Origin of the sequence: Wohlfahrtiimonas chitiniclastica (assembly GCF_002252325.1) — a bacterium.
In the GTDB taxonomy this organism is placed as follows: Bacteria; Pseudomonadota; Gammaproteobacteria; order Cardiobacteriales; family Wohlfahrtiimonadaceae; genus Wohlfahrtiimonas; species Wohlfahrtiimonas chitiniclastica.
Window position 1 is genome coordinate 159,934 of sequence record NZ_NEFL01000004.1, and the last position, 17,981, is coordinate 177,914.

General features: G+C 45.5%; 15 protein-coding genes. 5 read left to right on the plus strand and 10 right to left on the minus strand.

What is annotated here, in order from left to right; all coding sequences use genetic code 11:
- Nucleotide 1: 1 nt before the first annotated feature.
- The 4 genes from uvrC to B9T10_RS10030 all read right to left on the minus strand — a co-directional run bounded on the left by uvrC (nucleotide 2) and on the right by B9T10_RS10030 (nucleotide 4,775).
- Nucleotides 2-1,807 (minus strand): excinuclease ABC subunit UvrC, encoded by a 1,806-nt coding sequence (uvrC, locus tag B9T10_RS10015; protein WP_094538386.1) that lies wholly within the window; start codon nucleotides 1,805-1,807, stop codon nucleotides 2-4.
- A gap of 3 nt (nucleotides 1,808-1,810) precedes the next feature.
- Nucleotides 1,811-3,592, minus strand: coding sequence for an N-acetylglutaminylglutamine amidotransferase (locus B9T10_RS10020; protein ID WP_094538387.1), 1,782 nt, complete (start codon nucleotides 3,590-3,592; stop codon nucleotides 1,811-1,813).
- A gap of 12 nt (nucleotides 3,593-3,604) precedes the next feature.
- Nucleotides 3,605-3,919, minus strand: coding sequence for a HesB/IscA family protein (locus tag B9T10_RS10025; protein WP_008316118.1), 315 nt, complete (start codon nucleotides 3,917-3,919; stop codon nucleotides 3,605-3,607).
- Nucleotides 3,920-4,007: 88 nt separating this feature from the next.
- Nucleotides 4,008-4,775 carry a methyltransferase domain-containing protein gene (locus B9T10_RS10030; protein ID WP_063455440.1) on the minus strand — a complete coding sequence of 256 codons (768 nt, stop codon included), beginning with the start codon at nucleotides 4,773-4,775 and terminating at the stop codon, nucleotides 4,008-4,010.
- Nucleotides 4,776-4,819: 44 nt separating this feature from the next.
- Here B9T10_RS10030 and coaD point away from each other — a divergent pair, with 44 nt between their 5' ends.
- Nucleotides 4,820-5,317 carry a pantetheine-phosphate adenylyltransferase gene (coaD, locus tag B9T10_RS10035; protein WP_063455441.1) on the plus strand — a complete coding sequence of 166 codons (498 nt, stop codon included), beginning with the start codon at nucleotides 4,820-4,822 and terminating at the stop codon, nucleotides 5,315-5,317.
- Entirely contained in the window at nucleotides 5,314-6,384 is a 1,071-nt protein-coding gene (gene queG, locus B9T10_RS10040; protein ID WP_008316122.1) for a tRNA epoxyqueuosine(34) reductase QueG, read from the plus strand. The genes coaD and queG overlap by 4 nt, the downstream gene beginning before the upstream one ends.
- A gap of 23 nt (nucleotides 6,385-6,407) precedes the next feature.
- Here the strand turns inward: queG and B9T10_RS10045 are convergent, their stop codons facing one another.
- The 4 genes from B9T10_RS10045 to B9T10_RS10060 are packed head-to-tail and all read right to left on the minus strand — an operon-like array spanning nucleotide 6,408 to nucleotide 11,860.
- Nucleotides 6,408-6,887, minus strand: coding sequence for a hypothetical protein (locus B9T10_RS10045; protein WP_094491838.1), 480 nt, complete (start codon nucleotides 6,885-6,887; stop codon nucleotides 6,408-6,410).
- Nucleotides 6,888-6,909: 22 nt separating this feature from the next.
- The gene (locus B9T10_RS10050; protein ID WP_008316124.1) at nucleotides 6,910-8,040 is read right to left on the minus strand and encodes an ABC transporter permease; all 1,131 of its coding nucleotides are present in this window, start codon (nucleotides 8,038-8,040) and stop codon (nucleotides 6,910-6,912) included.
- Between the two features lies 1 nt (nucleotide 8,041).
- Complete coding sequence (rbbA, locus tag B9T10_RS10055) at nucleotides 8,042-10,768, minus strand: ribosome-associated ATPase/putative transporter RbbA (protein WP_094538388.1); 2,727 nt, start codon at nucleotides 10,766-10,768, stop codon at nucleotides 8,042-8,044.
- An 18-nt stretch (nucleotides 10,769-10,786) separates the two neighbouring features.
- On the minus strand, nucleotides 10,787-11,860 hold the full coding sequence (locus B9T10_RS10060; RefSeq protein WP_094538389.1) for an HlyD family secretion protein: 1,074 nt from the start codon (nucleotides 11,858-11,860) through the stop codon (nucleotides 10,787-10,789).
- 211 nt (nucleotides 11,861-12,071) lie between these two features.
- Here B9T10_RS10060 and ettA point away from each other — a divergent pair, with 211 nt between their 5' ends.
- Genes ettA through tsaB form a run of 3 tightly spaced genes read left to right on the plus strand, consistent with a single transcriptional unit; the run spans nucleotide 12,072 to nucleotide 14,659 of the window.
- On the plus strand, nucleotides 12,072-13,739 hold the full coding sequence (gene ettA / locus B9T10_RS10065; RefSeq protein ID WP_008316127.1) for an energy-dependent translational throttle protein EttA: 1,668 nt from the start codon (nucleotides 12,072-12,074) through the stop codon (nucleotides 13,737-13,739).
- 30 nt (nucleotides 13,740-13,769) lie between these two features.
- On the plus strand, nucleotides 13,770-13,946 hold the full coding sequence (locus B9T10_RS10070; protein WP_008316128.1) for a zinc-finger domain-containing protein: 177 nt from the start codon (nucleotides 13,770-13,772) through the stop codon (nucleotides 13,944-13,946).
- Complete coding sequence (tsaB, locus tag B9T10_RS10075; RefSeq protein WP_008316129.1) at nucleotides 13,943-14,659, plus strand: tRNA (adenosine(37)-N6)-threonylcarbamoyltransferase complex dimerization subunit type 1 TsaB; 717 nt, start codon at nucleotides 13,943-13,945, stop codon at nucleotides 14,657-14,659. Before B9T10_RS10070 ends, tsaB begins: the two co-directional genes overlap by 4 nt.
- A gap of 53 nt (nucleotides 14,660-14,712) precedes the next feature.
- Here the strand turns inward: tsaB and B9T10_RS10080 are convergent, their stop codons facing one another.
- Nucleotides 14,713-15,471, minus strand: coding sequence for an energy transducer TonB (locus tag B9T10_RS10080; RefSeq protein ID WP_094538390.1), 759 nt, complete (start codon nucleotides 15,469-15,471; stop codon nucleotides 14,713-14,715).
- A 6-nt stretch (nucleotides 15,472-15,477) separates the two neighbouring features.
- Nucleotides 15,478-17,481 (minus strand): TonB-dependent copper receptor, encoded by a 2,004-nt coding sequence (locus tag B9T10_RS10085; protein ID WP_094538391.1) that lies wholly within the window; start codon nucleotides 17,479-17,481, stop codon nucleotides 15,478-15,480.
- Nucleotides 17,482-17,981: the final 500 nt, after the last annotated feature.

Consider the following 17,981-nt stretch of genomic DNA (forward strand, 5'->3'; position numbering starts at 1 on the left):
ATCACTCCTCATGCAATGCCTCATGAATCACTTTTGCTAAGCTGTCACTGATGCCAGGCACTTTGGCAATGTCCTCAATGGTGGCATTTTTTAGGGCAGAGAGCCCGCCAAAATGGCTGAGTAACGTGGCTCTTCGCTGTGGGCCAATGCCTTTAATGTCTTCTAATACTGATCGACGGCGCAATTTATCGCGCTGCGATCGGTGCCCTTCAATGGCAAAGCGGTGCGCTTCATCACGAATTTGAGTAATAAGATGAAAGGCAGCGCTGGTGCTTTCAATGTCAATTGGCGTGTCATCACCAGCTTTCCATAGTGTTTCTAAGCCAACCTTTCTGCCTTCGCCTTTGGCAACGCCAATTAAGACAACCGAATCAATGCCAAGCTCACGCATCACATCAATGCCCACTTGCAATTGGTTTTTACCGCCATCGATGAGCAAAATGTCTGGCAATGGATTGTCCTCAGTATGGCTAAAGCGGCGCGTGATGGCTTGGCGCATCGCAGCGTAATCATCGCCCCCTGTGATGCCTTCAATGTTAAAACGGCGATAGAATTTTTTCGTCAATCCCTCTTTGGTGTACACCACATCGGAAGCCACCGTTTTTTCACCAAAACTGTGGGAAATGTCAAAGCACTCAATGCGCTCGATCTCAGGCAAATGGAGTAAATCCGCCAATTCTTGTAAACGATGCTGGATGTTACTGGCACCTGCTAATTTAATCTCGATGGCTTGCTCAGCATTTTTGTGCGCCAAATCTAGCCAACGAGCGCGTTGCCCTTTGACATGATGGGCAATCGAAATTTTTCGGTGGCTCAATTCACTTAAATGGCTTTCAAGCCACGCGCCGTTTTCAAGGCTCAATGCATGGTTGAGAATGATGTGGCTGGGCGGCAAGCGTGCCGCATCATAATATTGCTCAATAAAGCTTTGTAGAATCTCTGATGCATCTGTATTGCTTGGCACTTTGGGGAAATAAGCCCGTGCGCCCAACACGCGCCCATCACGAATGGTGAGCACTTCCACCGCATGAAGTGCACCTTTTTCTGCATGGACAATCAAATCAAGGGACGCGCTGCCTTGCTCAATGTCATTGGTGGATTGCACCGCTTGCAGCGCTTTGATTTGATCACGAATGATGGCAGCGGCTTCAAACTTTAAATCCGCCACGCATTGCTGCATGCGGCTGACCAATTCGCTGATTAATGTTTGGGAGTTGCCTTCTAAAAAAAGCACGGCATTGTGCACATCTTTTTGATATTGCTCGGGCGTAATTTTATTGACGCATGGCGCGCTGCATCGTTTGATTTGATATTGCAGGCAAGGACGCGTTCTGTGTTTAAAGACAGAATCCTCACATTGGCGAATCAAAAAGAGTTTTTTCATTAAATCTAATGTGTCACGCACCACAGAAGAGGAAGGATAAGGACCAAAATAACGCCCTTTATGTTTTTTGCTGCCACGGTAATAGGCTAAGCGCGGATATTGCCCGAGTGAAAGATAAATATAAGGGTAACTTTTATCATCAATCAGGCTCACGTTATAACGTGGGCGATGCTTTTTGATGAGGTTACTTTCTAAGCGCAGTGCATCATTTTCACTGTTGGTGATGGTGACTTCAATGCTGGCAATGTGACTGACGAGCGCCATCGTCTTTGTGGACAATCCGGACGCTCGAAAGTAACTTGATAAGCGGTTTTTTAAGTTTTTGGCCTTGCCCACATAGATGATCACATCGCTGGCATCTCGCATGATGTAGATGCCAGGTTTTGTGGGAACAGTTTTTAAAAACGCCGCCGAATCAAACATGATTTACGGTAAAACTTTTTGTAACCAAATTTCAAGCAAAGCACAATGCCACAATTTAGAGCCTTGAATGCGCGTAAAGTTCTCTTTCGCTTCCGGATGATCTAACAAGCGTGTGACATATTCAGGATTGAAAATGCCGCGCTCAATCGCCGCTGAACTGGTCAATGCATCGCGCATCATGTCATAAAATTCGCCGCGCACATATTTAAGGGCAGGCATCGGGAAATAGGCTTTCGGGCGATCAATGATGCTGTCTGGCACTTTACCGCGGGCAATCTCTTTTAAAATGCCTTTGCCACCTTGCATCAATTTATAGTGATCTGGCATGCTTGCCGCTAATTCCACCAACTCATGATCTAAAAATGGCACGCGCGCCTCTAAACCATGCGCCATTGTCATGTTATCCACACGTTTGACGGGATCATCCACAATGAGCGTGGTGGTGTCAAAGCGGAACACTTGATCTAAATAACTTGAGGCAAAAGGTTTGGTCAATTGATCACGTACATATTCACCCACGATGTCATCCATTTGGAATTTCGGGGCAAAAGTGTTGCAAAGCTCAGGATAATCGCGGTCAAAATAGAATTGGCTAAAGCGTAATAATGGATCACGCTCTTCGCTGTGTGCCATTTGTGGATACCAGAAATAACCGCCAAAGACTTCATCCGCGCCTTGGCCACTTTGCACCACACGCACATGTTGCGAGACTTTTTCAGACAACAAATAAAAGCCGATGGCATCTTGTCCAAAGAGCGGTTCGGACATCTGTGCCACAGCTTCAGGTAAGCGTGTTAAGGCTTGACCATTTTCGATCAAATATTTGTAGTGATCTGTTTGATAGCGTTCCACCACTTGATCAGAGAATTCAAATTCAGAACCTTTCTCTTCTGGCTGATCTTCAAAGCCGATGGAGAAGGTGGGTAAATTTTTCACGCCTTCTTCATGGGCAAGGGCAACGATTAACGAGGAATCTAAACCGCCTGACAATAAAACGCCCACATCCACATCTGCTGCCAATAAACGGCGGCGCACGGCGGTGCGAAGTTTCTCTTCAATGGCATCTTTCCAATCGCGATCATCCCAATCTTTGTGCTGATTTTCTGCATTGAGTGACCAATATTGAAACTCTTCAATTTTGCCCGTTAAATCCACCCATAAATAGTGGGCAGGTTTTAATTTATGAATGCCTTTGAAAATGGTGTAAGGCGCTGGCACCACTGCATGCAATGTGTACATGTATTGCAAAGCAATTGGGTTGATGTTTGTATCCACTAATTGAGAGGCCAATAAGCTCTGAGTATTGGATGCAAAGAGGAAATTTTGTTGACCATGGGAGAAGTACAAAGGCTTAATGCCGATGCGATCACGTGCCACAAAGAGTTTTTGAATACGTGGATCCCACACCGCAAAGGCAAACATGCCCACTAAATGGGTTAAACATTTGTCGCCCCATTCGATGTAGGATTTTAATAAAACTTCGGTGTCGCTTTCTGTCGTGAATGTGTGGCCTTTGTCTTTTAAAACGCTGCGCAATTCACGATAGTTATAAATGGTGCCGTTAAAGACGATGATGCAGCCGGTTGCCGCATCTTTCAAAGGTTGATCCGCGCGAGCTTTCACATCGATGATGCCAAGGCGACGATGGGCAAAGCCTAATGGACCTTCACATACAATGTGTCCGCCATCGGGGCCACGGCGGCGCAACGGCTCGCTCATTTTTTCAAGAAGCGCCGCTTCAGGTCGCTGATGGGTGAAGCTTAAAATGCCTGCAATTCCGCACATAGAGTATTCTCCTTAAAACATGAAGCTTTCGCCACAACCACATTCGCTTTTCGCATCGGGGTTGCTGAATTTAAAGCTGCGATTGAGCCCTTCTTGCACATAATCAAGCGTGACATTTTGAATGTAAGGTTCATTCGCTTGATCCGTCACGATGGTGACAGGTGTTTCTGTAATGATGAGTTTACCTTCAATATCATCACACAATTCAATGAAATAGCGATAGCCTGAACAGCCAGATTTACGGATGGCAATGTTGATGTACTTTTCCGCCGCGGCGGCTAATTGCGCGTCTAATTGTTTAAATGCTGAATCTGTGACCGAAAACATAGAGAACTCCTGATAATGACTGATTGAAGTATAGCACTCGCTAATCCGTATTATTTTAGTACTTTTAAAGGGGAGTGCAAATGAGATGTTACTCAAAGCGCTTACGATGTTTTAAATGCTTTATGTCAAAGTGGGCTTCATTGTCTTGGTTTAAGCTTGCGGCACGTAATGGCGGCATTTGTGCATGCGCATAGAGAATTTCGATCTCAATGTCATAAATGCCATCGGTTTTTGCTTTGTCCATATGCTTTGCCCAAGATTCGTACCATGCGCGGGTGCGTAAACCTTTCATCAGAGGACGAGCAACGCGGCCGCCAGCAACGCGAAGATCTTTGAGCATCGCATCTAATTGATTGTATTGCAGTGTGATTTTTTCCACATGCACAATCACATCAATGAATCCTTGTGAATGCAGATAATCCCCAAGACGCTTGATGTCAGGATAATCATTAAATTCAGGACCATCAGGCATGATGCAGTTTGCAAAGCTCTCAAGCCCTGCGGTGCTCATGAAGATTTTACCATTCGGATTTAAATGATCCTTCATCGTGGCAATGGCGGTTTCAATGTTTGGGGCATCTTGTAAAAATAGATTGCTAATGACAAGATCCGCACGCAGTGGCAATTGCGCCTCATAATCGAGCACATCAAACGCCGCATCGGGATACGTTGCCTGACAGCAAGCTTTAAGGACATCATCGATGCGCCCCATTTCGAGAATTTGCGTGGGCTTAAAATTTGGATTTTCTGCCAAATACGAGAGCATGCGCTCTGCAATTTCATGGTGCAAAAAGAGGTGCTCAGCTAAGCAGTCAGGATTTTTGTGCAATAATGCACGAGGAATTGAAACGGACATACGATATAATAACACCCTATATCTGTGGAAATAAAAGGCTTATTATGACACAAACAATCGCGGTTTATCCGGGAACCTTTGATCCCATCACCAATGGGCACATTGACATTGCCAAACGTGCGGCGCGCATTTTTGACAAAGTGATTGTGGCGGTTGCCAGCGAGGTTTCACCTTCTAAACGCCCACTTTTTTCAGTGGAAGAGCGCATTAACATGGCGCGCCAAATCTTTGAAGATTGCCCAAACATTGAGGTGCAAGGCTTTCATTCCTTGCTCGTTCATTATATGCAGGCAGTGAAAGCGGATGTGATCATTCGTGGTTTACGCGCGGTTTCAGATTTTGAATATGAATTTCAAATGGCGAGTTTAAATCGTTGCTTGCGCCCTGAAGTGGAAACCCTATTTTTAACACCATCAGAAAAATACTCTTTCATCTCTTCTACGATGATCAAAGAGGCTTACCGCTTAAAAGGTGAAGTGAGCGACTTTATCCATCCATTGGTGGAAGCAGAATTGCATCGTAAATTGCGTGGGTCCGAATGACGTGTGATGATCCCGCTTTCATTCAAGCCCTCAAAGAGAAAGCAGAAGCCCTAGGGTTTACCCACATCAGCAGTCAAACGCCTAAACCTTTAACGGAAGTCAAAGCTTATTATGAAGCATGGCTGGCCAAAGGTTATCACGGTGGCATGGATTATTTATCGAAACATGGGGATTTGCGCTTTAACCCGATGGCGCTGATGGAACACACGAAAAGTATTTTAACGATACGTTTGCCGTATTATCATAACAATGATGAAGCGATGGCAACGCTCAAAGAGGATCAGCGCGCTTATATTGCTCGCTATGCATTAGGGCGCGACTATCACAATGTGATTCGTAAGCGTTTAACGCAACTTGGGCAATGGATCGCAGAGCAATTTCCCGATGAAGCGGTCACCTTTCGTGCTTTTACGGACAGCGCACCGATTTTAGAGCGCGAATTGGCAGAGCGATCTGGGCTCGGTTTTAGTGGCAAAAATACATTGATCATTGATCGCGAGAAAGGTTCATACTTTTTCTTGGGGGAACTGTTTATCTCGTTGCCGATCGTGATTCCAAGCACTGTTGTGGATAAGCATTGCGGGCGCTGCACTAAATGCATTCAAAAGTGCCCAACGGGCGCCATTGTTTCCCCATATGAAGTGGATGCGCGCCGCTGTATTTCCTATTTAACCATTGAGCACTTTGGGGCGATTGATGAGGAACTTCGCCCAATGATGGGCAATCGTATTTTTGGTTGTGATGATTGTCAGCTTTTTTGTCCGTGGAATCGCTTTGCCAATCATGAGATTGTGGATGACTTTAAGCCGCGCCATTCTCTCAATGACATTGCGCTTTTAGACCTATTGCGTTGGAGTGAAACCACGTTTTTGAAGAAAACAGAAGGGATGCCGATTCGTCGCATTGGGCATGCGCGGTTCATTCGTAACATCACGGTGGCTTTAGGCAATGCCAATTATGATCCAAGGATTGTGGCGGCGCTTGAAGCCCTTGAGTCAGATGAAGCATTTGTGCGCGAACACATTGATTGGGCACTCAAACAGCAGCACAATAAAAAAGGGCTTTGATGCCCTTTTTTATTCTTTTTCATTTAGATCATCTCAGGAAATAGCGTTTGTGTTGAGATGCCAAGCTTATCTAATTCGCGGATGATGTGCGGTTTTGCCGCTTGATCCACAATGATTTCAATCGGTGCATTCGTCAAACTGTCATGGGCAAGGCGCGCTGCATTGTTTTGTTGATCATTGACAAAGACAAATGTGCCACGCTCAGTCAATTGTAACGCGGCATCTTGAGTGATGTTGCCTTTGACAACTGCATGATTGGGCACATGGTACACCAAGATTTCACCATCATTTGGGCCATAATCAATGCACGCAAAGTAGAGCGCAATGAGTGGATTGCGTGCAATGTCAAGGGCCGCTTGATCGATACAATTTTCCACATCACTTGGGCTGCTTAACCCCAAATAATAGAGGGCGTGATCCTCATCTTTGACAATTTGCTGAATGATGCGCACTAAATCTAAAGGCGAACCAATAATATAAGGTAGGTTATCGATCTGAATCATGGTTTTTTCCTTGATGTTATGGTTAGGCCATGCGACTGATGGTGGCTCTGAATCGTTGGTGGGCGAAATAAAAGAACACACTGCCAATCAGCAATAGCATTAAAAATTGTGGCCAGACAATTGCCATCGAAGCATCTTTAAACAAGATGGCTTTGCCCAATTCAATAAAATGTGTGGTCGGTGCAATCACCATAATGTCCTGAATGGCCTCTGGCATACTTTCGCGCGGCGTCATACCGCCAGAAAGCATTTGCAGGGGCACCAAAACAAGGAGCATGAGCATACCAAATTGTGGCATGTTGCGCGCCACGGTGGCTAAATAAATGCCAATGGAGCTCATGGCAAATAGATGCAGCACTGAACCCAATAAAAAGAGTGGGATTGAGCCAATGATGGGCACATCAAGCACCCCTTGCACGATGAAAATGAGGGACAATGTGGCAGAAACAAGCACCACCATGCCCATCGACCAGATTTTCGAGAGCATGATCTCAAAAGGCGTGAGTGGCATGACTAAGAGATGTTCAACCGTGCCTTTTTCGCGTTCACGAATGAGGGCAGCACCCGTTAAAATGATGGCAAGCAAGGTGATGAGGTTAATGATCTCAATCAGTGCCCCAAACCATGATGCGGTCAAATTTGGGTTAAAGCGCATGCGTTCTTCAATCATCACGGGATATTCTGCCGGCTGACGCACGCGGTCTAAATACTCTGTCACCTCACCATTGATGATTTGATTGACTATCATATTGCCCGTAAAGGCTTGGGACATGCGTGTGGCATCAATATTGAGCTGAATAGAGGGCTGCTTACCTGCGAGCACATCGCGCTGAAAATAGGGCGGAATGTTCACCACAAAGGTGTAATCGCCTTTATCTAGCCCGCGATCCATCTCGCTTAAAGAGATGTTATAGGGCGTGATGAATTGCGGTGGATAAAATGCCGTTTTAATGCGGTTTGATAAAGTGGAGCGATCTTCATCCACAAACACAATGGTGGCATTTTTAAGGCCATCTGGCATTGCCGTTGCCGCGGTATAAACGGAGACAGTAAAGGTAAACGCAATCAATATCAATAAGATGGGGTCACGAATGAGGCTCCAGAGCTCTTTAACACCTAAACGATAAATGTTGGAAATTTTTCGTGCAATCATATCAACGCTCCTGTTTTTTGAGCAGCACTACGCTCGCGAGAATGATGACGGGGGCAGCAATGATGAGCACCATAAACTCATGGCCAAGGGAGTTGATGTGCAGTGCCTTACTGAAGACGCCACGCGTTGCTGTGAGCATGTGCGCCGTCGGATAGATGTTGCCCATGATATTGCCAAAGGTGCTCAACGATGACACAGGATTAATGAGCCCTGAGAATTGAATGGCTGGAATCAATGTACCAATCACCGTAAAGAAAATGGCGCCAATCTGACTTTTCGTGAGGGTTGAGGCAAACAGCCCAAAACCTGTGGAGAAAATGCAGAACAAAAACGTCACAAACGTGAGGGCAAGCAAACTGCCTTTAAGCGGCACGCCAAAGAAGTAAATGGCTAAAATCACCATCAGAAAATAGTTGAGCATGGAAATGGCCATATACGGCAGCTGTTTGCCCAATAAAAATTCGAGCTTCGTAACAGGCGTTACATATAGATTGATGATTGAACCCATCTCTTTTTCACGCACCACAGAAAGGGCAGTGAGCATTGAGGGAATGAGCAGGAGTAAAATGGGAATCACCGCAGGGACAATCGCTTGAATGCTCTTGATGTCTGGATTATAGCGATAACGCATCTCCACATTAAAATCAGGGTTAATGTCCACACCATATTCATATTTCGCAGTATTGATGAGCCAGCCTTGATGCAAGCCTTGCACATAACCGCGGATGGTTTCCGCACGCTTTGGCATCGCGCCATCCATCCAAACGCCAATGGATACGGGTAAGCCTTTGGCCACATCGCGGGCAAAGTTACCGGGAATTTCGATGGCTAAAGCTATGTCGCCGCTTTGCATTCGTGCATCGAGCTCTTCATAGCTATGAATGGGCGCTTTCTCCGTAAAGTATCGCGAACCCTCAATATTGCTGATGTAATGATTGCTCAATGTGGTTTGATCACGATCAAAGACAGCATATGGCAGATTTTCCACATCGAGCGTGATGCCAAAGCCAATGGCGATCATTAAAATCATTGAGCCGAGTAGGGCAAGCGTCGCACGGATGGGATCGCGCTTGAGTTCTAAGGCTTCGCGCCATGTGTAACTGAGCATGCGCTGAATGCTAAAGCGCTTTTGGGGCTCTGTGGGTAAGCTCTCTTCTTGCACAAGGGGTTTGCTTTCTTGATTGGTATCTGTCCCTGCGCCTGCATCAATCAGATATTTAATGAAGGCTTCTTCGAGTGTGTGCGTGCCTTGTTTTTTGATGAGATTTTTTGGAGTATCGCTGTCAAGCACTTTGCCTGCGTGCATCATGGACATGCGATCACAGCGCAATGCCTCATTCATAAAGTGTGTGGAGATAAAAATGGTGACGCCATCATTGCGTGATAAATCAATGAGTAAGCGCCAGAAATTATCGCGCGCCACAGGATCCACACCGGAGGTGGGTTCATCTAAAATAAGGAGTTCAGGTTTATGCACCATGGCAACGGCTAGGGATAAACGCTGACGCATGCCAAGGGGAATGTCATCGGGGAGCGCATGAAGTACGGATTCAAGATCAAAACGTTTGACCATTTCATCCACGCGTGCCGGAATTTCTGCCTCTGGCACATGAAAGAGGCGCGCATGCAATTCTAAATTTTGCAGCACGGTTAATTCACTGTACAAAGAGAAGGCTTGGGACATATAGCCGACGCGCCGGCGTGTGTCTAAATCTTCAGGATCCACTTCTTTTCCAAAGAGCCACGCTTTGCCTTCAGTTGCAGGCAATAAACCTGTCAGCATCTTCATGGTGGTGGATTTACCGCAACCATTTGAGCCCAAAAAGCCGAAGATTTCCCCTTTGTGGATCTCGAAATTCACATGATCCACCGCCGTAAAATCCCCAAAGCGCATGGTGAGGTCTTTGGCTTTGATGGCAATCGGCGCGCTCTCATCAATGTTTAATGGCGGCACCACCACTGCTTCATAGTTTTCGCGTTTTGCTTCTGGCAACAGTTTAATGAAGGCGCTTTCAAGATCATCACTATTTGTTTTTGTGAGCAACTCGGTCGGTGAGCCTGTATCCAAAATTTTGCCATCATCCATGGCAATCAGCCAGTCAAAGCGTTGGGCTTCATCCATGTAAGCGGTGGCGACAATGACGCTCATTTGTGGGCGCTCTAAACGAATGCGATCAATCAAATCCCAAAATTGCGCGCGGGCTAAAGGATCCACACCCGTGGTGGGTTCATCTAAAATGAGTAGATCAGGATCATGGATCAACGCGCAGCATAAGCCGAGCTTTTGTTTCATACCGCCCGAGAGTTTACCAGCAGGGCGCGCTAAAAATGGATATAAGCCAGTGCTTTTGGTTAAATCATCAATCCGTTCGCGGCGCTCTTTCGCATCGTGCCCAAAGAGACGGCCGAAGAATTGTAGATTCTCTTCAACAGAGAGTGTGGGATATAGATTTTTCCCTAAGCCTTGAGGCATGTAAGCAATGCGTGGTCCGATGTCATCGCGCACTTTTTTATCGCGCATGTTGCCGCCTAAGACGATCACTTCACCCGTTTGAATGGCACGCGCACCAGAAATCAGAGACAACAAGCTCGATTTGCCGACGCCATCTGGGCCAATGAGCCCAATGATGATGTTGCTTGGAATCTCTATGGATAAATGGTCAAGAGCGACAATTTGTCCATATTTGAGTGTGAGATCACTCACCGAAACCACAGATGGATGAGCCATGTTATCTCCTTATCAAGTTTAGAATAAATGGATGTTCAAGGCTTCAGGCCAAGGTTGATCATCATTTAACTTGATGTACGCTTTACCCGTCACACCGGTTTTGATGTATTTTTGATACTTTTGCAATAACTCAGGATCAAAAGTGGCTTTAACGCGATACATGAGTTTTTCGCGCTCATCATCGGTTTGGACAGTTTTTGGGGTGAATTGTGCTTCAGCAGAAATGAATGTGATGTGTGCAGGTAAGACATATTCAGGCACGGAATCTAAAACAATGCGCACTTCTGTGCCATCTTTTTCACCCGCCACAAGTGGCATGATGGCTTTGGTTGGTAAGAAGAACGTCATGTTCACTTTAGAGAGATCTAATAAGTTTAAGACTTTACCGCCCGCAGGTAAGACTTCGCCCGGTTCTGCAATGCGATATTGAATGCGCCCAAAGACTGGGGCTGTTAATTTGGCATCTTTAATGTCTGCCTCAATGCGATCAATCGTGGCTTGCGCGGCTTTGATTTGGGATTCAGTGGCCACATATTGTGCTTTAGCCGCTTCAATGGCAGATTGTGCCGCTTGTACTTTGGCATCGGCTGTATCAATTTCTGACTGCAAAACTTTGGTATAAGCTTCTTGATCATCTAAATCTTGTTCAGTGGTTGCGCCTTTTGCCGTCAATGTTTTGATGCGCTTTAACTTGCGCTCTGCTGCATACAATTGGCTTTGCTTGGCAGAAACGGCCGCTTGTGCCGCTGCTTTATCGCTCTCTCTTGCCGCAATGATGGCTTTTGCACTATTTGATTGATGAATCGCTTGTTGATGATGGGCTTTTGCTTCATTGAGCTGGGCTTCTAATGAGTCAAGCTGCATGATGGCAACGACTTCACCCTTTTCTACATAATCGCCTTCATCGGCTAAAATGGTTTCGATGCGACCGGGTAATTTTGTGGAGATGTCGAGTGGTGTCACTTCAATGCGGCCATTGCTGACCACAATGCCTTCGAGATCATCGCGAGAAAAATACCAATAGGTTGCCGCGAGAATCACGATCGCAACAATGATGCCAAAGATGGCTTTAGGACTAAAAGATGAACGCATAAAACGCCTCCGTGTGTATTGATTTTTATATGATAATTTTTGAATCTTTAACACTATAAACGTATCATTTTTTGCACAAAATAGCCATGATTGACCATTAAAATCTATGCATGGGCGCTGTAATTGACGCGATCGGATGGAAAACAAGCGTTTTTAGAATGAATAGGGTAAAATGTGGACTGTTTTATTTTAAGTAAGGAAAGCAAATCATATGGCGCAGTTTATCTATACGATGAATCGTGTAAGCAAGATTGTCCCGCCGAAGAAAGAAATTTTAAAAAATATTTCTTTATCTTTCTTCCCGGGTGCAAAAATCGGTATTTTAGGTCTCAATGGTGCAGGTAAGTCCACATTATTGAAGATCATGGCAGGTGTGGATAAAGAGTTCCAAGGTGAGGCGCGTCCACAAACAGGCATTAAAATTGGTTATTTAGCCCAAGAACCACAATTAGATGAAACCACAGACGTTCGTGGTAACTTAGAACAAGCCCTTGGCCCAATCAAAGAAGCGTTAGCAGCGTTAGATCAAGTGTATGCAGCATATGCTGAACCGGATGCGGACTTTGATGCGTTAGCCTCTAAACAAGCGGAGTTGGAATCTTTCTTAAGCACAGTTGATGGCCATGCTTTAGAGCGCCAATTAGAAATCGCTGCCGATGCCCTTCGCTTACCGCCAATGGATGCAGATGTGACGGTATTATCCGGTGGTGAAAAACGCCGCGTGGCTTTGTGTAAATTATTATTGTCTAAACCTGACATGTTGTTGCTCGATGAACCAACGAACCACTTAGATGCTGAATCTGTGGCATGGTTAGAGCGCTTCTTGCATGATTATCCAGGCACTGTTGTTGCGGTGACGCATGACCGTTACTTCTTAGACAATGTTGCAGGTTGGATTTTAGAGCTTGACCGCGGACATGGTATTCCATGGGAAGGCAACTACTCCAACTGGTTAGAGCAAAAGAACAAGCGTTTAGAAACTGAACAAAAACAAGAAGAAGCCTTTGCAAAAACATTGAAGCAAGAGCTTGAATGGGTGCGTCAAAATGCCAAAGGTCGTCAGGCGAAATCTAAAGCACGTATTCAGCGCTTTGAAGAGCTTGAAAGCCAAGAATTCCAAAAACGTAATGAAACCATGGAAATCTATATTCCAGCCGGTCCTCGTTTAGGTGAATTGGTGATTGAAGCAACGGATGTGGCCAAAGCATTTGGCGACAAATTGTTGTATGAAAACTTAAGCTTTAACTTACCACGCGGTGGCATTGTGGGCGTGATTGGTCCAAATGGTGCGGGTAAATCCACACTCTTTAAATTGATGACGGGTCAATTGCAGCCAGATGAAGGGACATTCCGTGTGGGTGATACCGTTAAATTGGCGTACGTGGATCAAAGCCGTGATACATTAGATGGCAGCAAGACCGTTTGGGAAGAGATCTCAGAAGGGCAAGACATCATTCGCGTGGGTACGTATGAAATCCCATCACGCGCGTATTGTGGTCGCTTTAACTTCAAAGGTTCAGATCAGCAAAAATTCATCAAAGATTTATCCGGTGGTGAGCGCAACCGTGTGCATTTAGCCAAAGTATTGCGCTCTGGCGGTAACGTCATCCTCCTCGATGAACCGACGAACGACTTAGACGTTGAAACCTTACGTGCGCTTGAAGATGCCATCTTAGCCTTTGCAGGCTGCGTTGTGGTGATCTCGCATGACCGTTGGTTCTTAGATCGCGTGGCATCACACATCTTAGCGTTTGAAGGTAACTCACACGTTGAATGGTTCCAAGGGAACTATGCAGATTATGAAGTGGATCGTAAACGTCGCTTAGGCATGGATGCGGATCAACCTCATCGTTTGAAATATAAACCAATTTCTCGTTAATTAATCCAGCTAATCTAAGGGAGATATCGAATGAAAGCTCATCCTGAGACTCATCATGTAGAGAATAGAGAAGTGATTGTCTGTTGTCCGCCAGAGAATGTAGATGTGTGGAATTTACATCCACGCGTGTATTTAGCGCTGAATGCGGATGGTTCTGTCAGTTGTCCATATTGTGGCGACGTCTATACGATGGATGATGAACAGTGAAAGTTTTAGCCATTGATACCTCCACAGAAGCTTGTTCTGCCGCGCTCTACGTCGAAGGTGAATTGATTGAGCGCTACTTAGTGGCACCGCGTAAACACATTGAGTTATTAAAACCCATGGTGGACGAGGTGATGAAAGAAGCAGAAGTTGACATCAACGAATTGACCGGTCTTGCCTTTGGGGCAGGCCCGGGCAGTTTTGCGGGATTGCGCGTTGCGTGTGCCTTTATGCAAGGCATTGGCGCGGCGATGGATTTACCGATTGTGCCTGTGTCATCATTGATGGCGATGGCACAGCAAGTGCTCGATACCCATCCGGATCGCACCGTGCTTGTGATGCTCGATGCCAAAATGAAAGAAGTCTATTGGGGCGTTTATCGCTTGGAGAATAAACAAGTGGTGACGGTATTGCCAGAGGCAGTGACACCAATTGCAGACATCCCAAATTTCAGTGGCATTGTGGGTTTAGGCAACATCATTGGCGCAGGGAATGGCTGGGATGTGGCACCAAATTGGGTGGAAGCATTATCCCCTGAGTTGATTGAGAAAAATGTTTACCCACGCGCTGGTGAAGTGGCATTGCTTGCCATTGAAGATTTGGAAAATGGCATGGGATTACATGCAGATCAAATCTCACCAAGTTATCTGCGCAACAACATTGCGCTGACGGTGGAAGAGCAAAAAGCCCAGCGGGCACAAAAAGACGAGAAGTAAATGCAAAACCTCATCAATGATGAGGTTTTTTTATGCCCTGCATTTTCACCAAATCATTTTTGTTGAATGGAAAATGTAATGGTAAAGGTGTAATCATAGGCAATCGGTTTGCCATGTTGCATTGCCGGGCGATAATGATATTTTTCAGCCGCTTTTTGTGCCGCATTGTCTAAGCGCGTAAATCCGCTGCTCTGTTTGATGGAGACATGGCTTGCTTTGCCAGAAGGGAGCACATGGGCAATTAAAGTTACGCGGCCTTGCTCTTTTTTGCGTAGGGATTGTTCAGGATATTTCGGGCGGCGATTGCCAAGGGCTGCGCCTTGATGAGAGGGCGGGGAAAACTGTGTACCATTGCCACCGCCATTGACGGTTTTTGTGGCGCGCGTGCCAGTGCCGGATGTTCGACCTGTGGGTTTTGCATGTGGTTGTTTCGCAGTTTTATTTTTTGTGGAACGCGCATTTTCTGTGGGCACTTCTTGTGATTTTGCGGTCGGCATCACGGGTTCGGGTGCGTCAATTTGTTGAATTTCTTTTAACTTTTGTGGCTTTTGTTCGACAGTAAAGGTATCATCTAACGAGCTTTGCACTGCCAGAAGTTCCGGTGCCTGACTGTTGTCCTGGGGGAGGGTTGTATTATCAACAGATAAATCAGGCGCGGAGGCTTCTGGCAGCGTAAACCAAGCAACTTCAAGTGCAGTGCCCGCAAGTGGCACAGATGAGGAGACATGATCCTTAGCATTGAACCAATGCTGGATCACAAAATAATGTCCCCCCGCCACGATGGCAAGCACTGCAACCTCTGCAAGTTTCATTGCAAATTAGAAATTCACATTCAAACGCAACCAAGCGCGACGACCCGGTTCATTGACGCGGAAGTTTTGTGGTTGATACGTTAATGTGTCTTGTGCGCTGCGGCTCACAAACTCTGAGTAGTTTTTATTAAAGACGTTATCAACGCCTGCCAATAAAGTCACTTCTTTGCGGATTTTCCAACCTGCGTTTAAAGAAACCACGCCAAAGCCAGCGCTTGGCCCTGAGTCTGCACCAAAGATATTGCCTTGACCTTTGGCAAAGCGATTTTGTGAATCCACTACACGCCAAACGGCACCTGCGCTGAATTGCTCATTGCTCCAGTTTAAACCGGTGGTCCATTCTAATGGGGCAATTTGTGCTAGGGCTTTGCCATCGGTTTTGTTTTTACCGTGGGTATAGGCAAGGCTGCTGCTTAATGTCCAATTCGGTGCAAAGTTCCATTGAACTTGGGCTTCTGCGCCGTAGCGATCTGCGCTGATGTTGCGTGCATTGTCTTGATCAATCAAAATATAATCGCTGATGTGGCTGATGAATGCGGTGGTTGTGAATGCCAATTCATCGGTTTGATACAACACGCCAAAATCCAATTCATGGTTCGTTTCTTTAGATAACAGCGCACCATTGCCGCGGCTGCGTTCCCAGAAATCAGGGGCACGCTGTGCCATGCCGTAACCTGCGTGCAATGTCCAGTCATTGATGGCGTGTTCATAGCGAATGAATGCCGAATCTAAGTTGTAACGCTGATTGTGTAGATTTGCAGGGAGTTTTGCGCCCATACCAAAATTAGGATTGTATTTCGCATCATTGCGATCATGGCGGTAACCGGCCACTAATTTATTGTCATCATTGATGTACCAAGTGGTTTCAGCAAATACGCCAATGTTTTTGAACTTTTGATTCAATTGATATGGCATGTTCACGTAATTTTGCGCCATGCCCAAGGCGGGTTTCATGCCTGTCATGCGTAATTTATGACGATCGGCAAACCAATCCATGCCCACAACGGTGTGTGTATCACCGAATGCCAATTCTGCAAAGAGTTTAGCCGTTTGCGTGGTGCGAGCAGGATTGCTGACGGCATACATTTTCATGTTGTGTTTGCCTTTGCCAATCACTTCACGGAAGGAGTAGTTGTCCATCACATGGTCAATCTTATTGTGGCTGTATTCAAACTGCACTTTTGTGAGCCATTCGGTGAGATTCTCTTGTTTAACCTTGATGCGCCAGCTGTCACGGTCAAATTTGACGCCATCCATCATGCGATCCGCATAATAAGTGTGACCGCGGCTGCGATCATAGCCCAATTCAATCAATGTATTTTCCGTGGGTGTTAAGCCTAATTCTAGCGTTTGGCTCTCTCTTTTATATTTAGAGTGAACTTTATTGCCTGCGCCATCTTTATAGTTGTTTGATTTATTATAAGTGGCGTTCGCATGTACCCAGCCCCATGTTGTGCCAATGATGGCATCGGCATAAGATTCAAGGCGGTCAAATGATCCACCTAAGAGTGAGCCATTAAATTGTGTGGTGAATTCATCAAATTTACGATCATTGCGCACAAAGCGTGCCACGCCGGCAATGTTGCCTGGGCCATATAAAACGGTTTGTGGGCCTTTAATGAAAATCACTTCATCATAGGATTCTGGATAAATATAAGCAGTAGGTGGATCCATACGACCACCGCAGCCGCCAAGGATCATGTGGTCATTGCTTAAAATGCGAAGACGTGAGCCGCCTAAGCCACGAAACACAGGTTCGCCGCCACCGCCACCTTTTCTGGCAATGCTCATGTTTGGAATGAGTTTTAATAATTCAGCACCATCTTGTGCAGGCACTGGCTGAATCGCTTCTTTTGGGTTGATCACTTGCACATTTGGTTGATCAGAGATTTTTGCGATCACTTGGATGTCATCGAGTGTTTGCTCAGCCTCTGTTTGTTGTGTCTCTTGTGCGTAGGCGCCTTGTAAAAGAAGTGTGGCCACCGCTGTATATAATAGTGTTTGTTTCATATTGAACCATATCCAAAAAAATAATGATGAATGCTGTGTGTGACTACAAGTGTAACCATCTGTCTACAGTTGTAATCAATTGACTACATATGTAGATCATTGATTCTTATAATCAATGGCGAAGAATCATAGCAGGTTATTTGTTTAATAAAGTAAGTATGATTGTTATTAATGGATAAAAAGTGTTAAGAATCATTATAAATGATGGCTAGACAGCGGATGATATAGTGTGGTTGATGATGAAAATTGCATGAAATATTAGGTGCGCTGTTGAATCTTAGGGCTTGGATGCAATTAATTTCAATTATTTTTATGCTTTATCTTGTTGTTAAATATGGTTTTTGTGAAATACTTTAAAATTAATTGAAAAAGAGTGTTGACACCTCTCTGAATTTATCTATAATGAGCACCTCTTCTGAACGAGGCGCTGCTGAAAAGCGGTGAGTTTGAAGGGTTTTGAGAGGTTGAGATGGTTGTTTAAGTCTCCCTCGCTGAAAAAA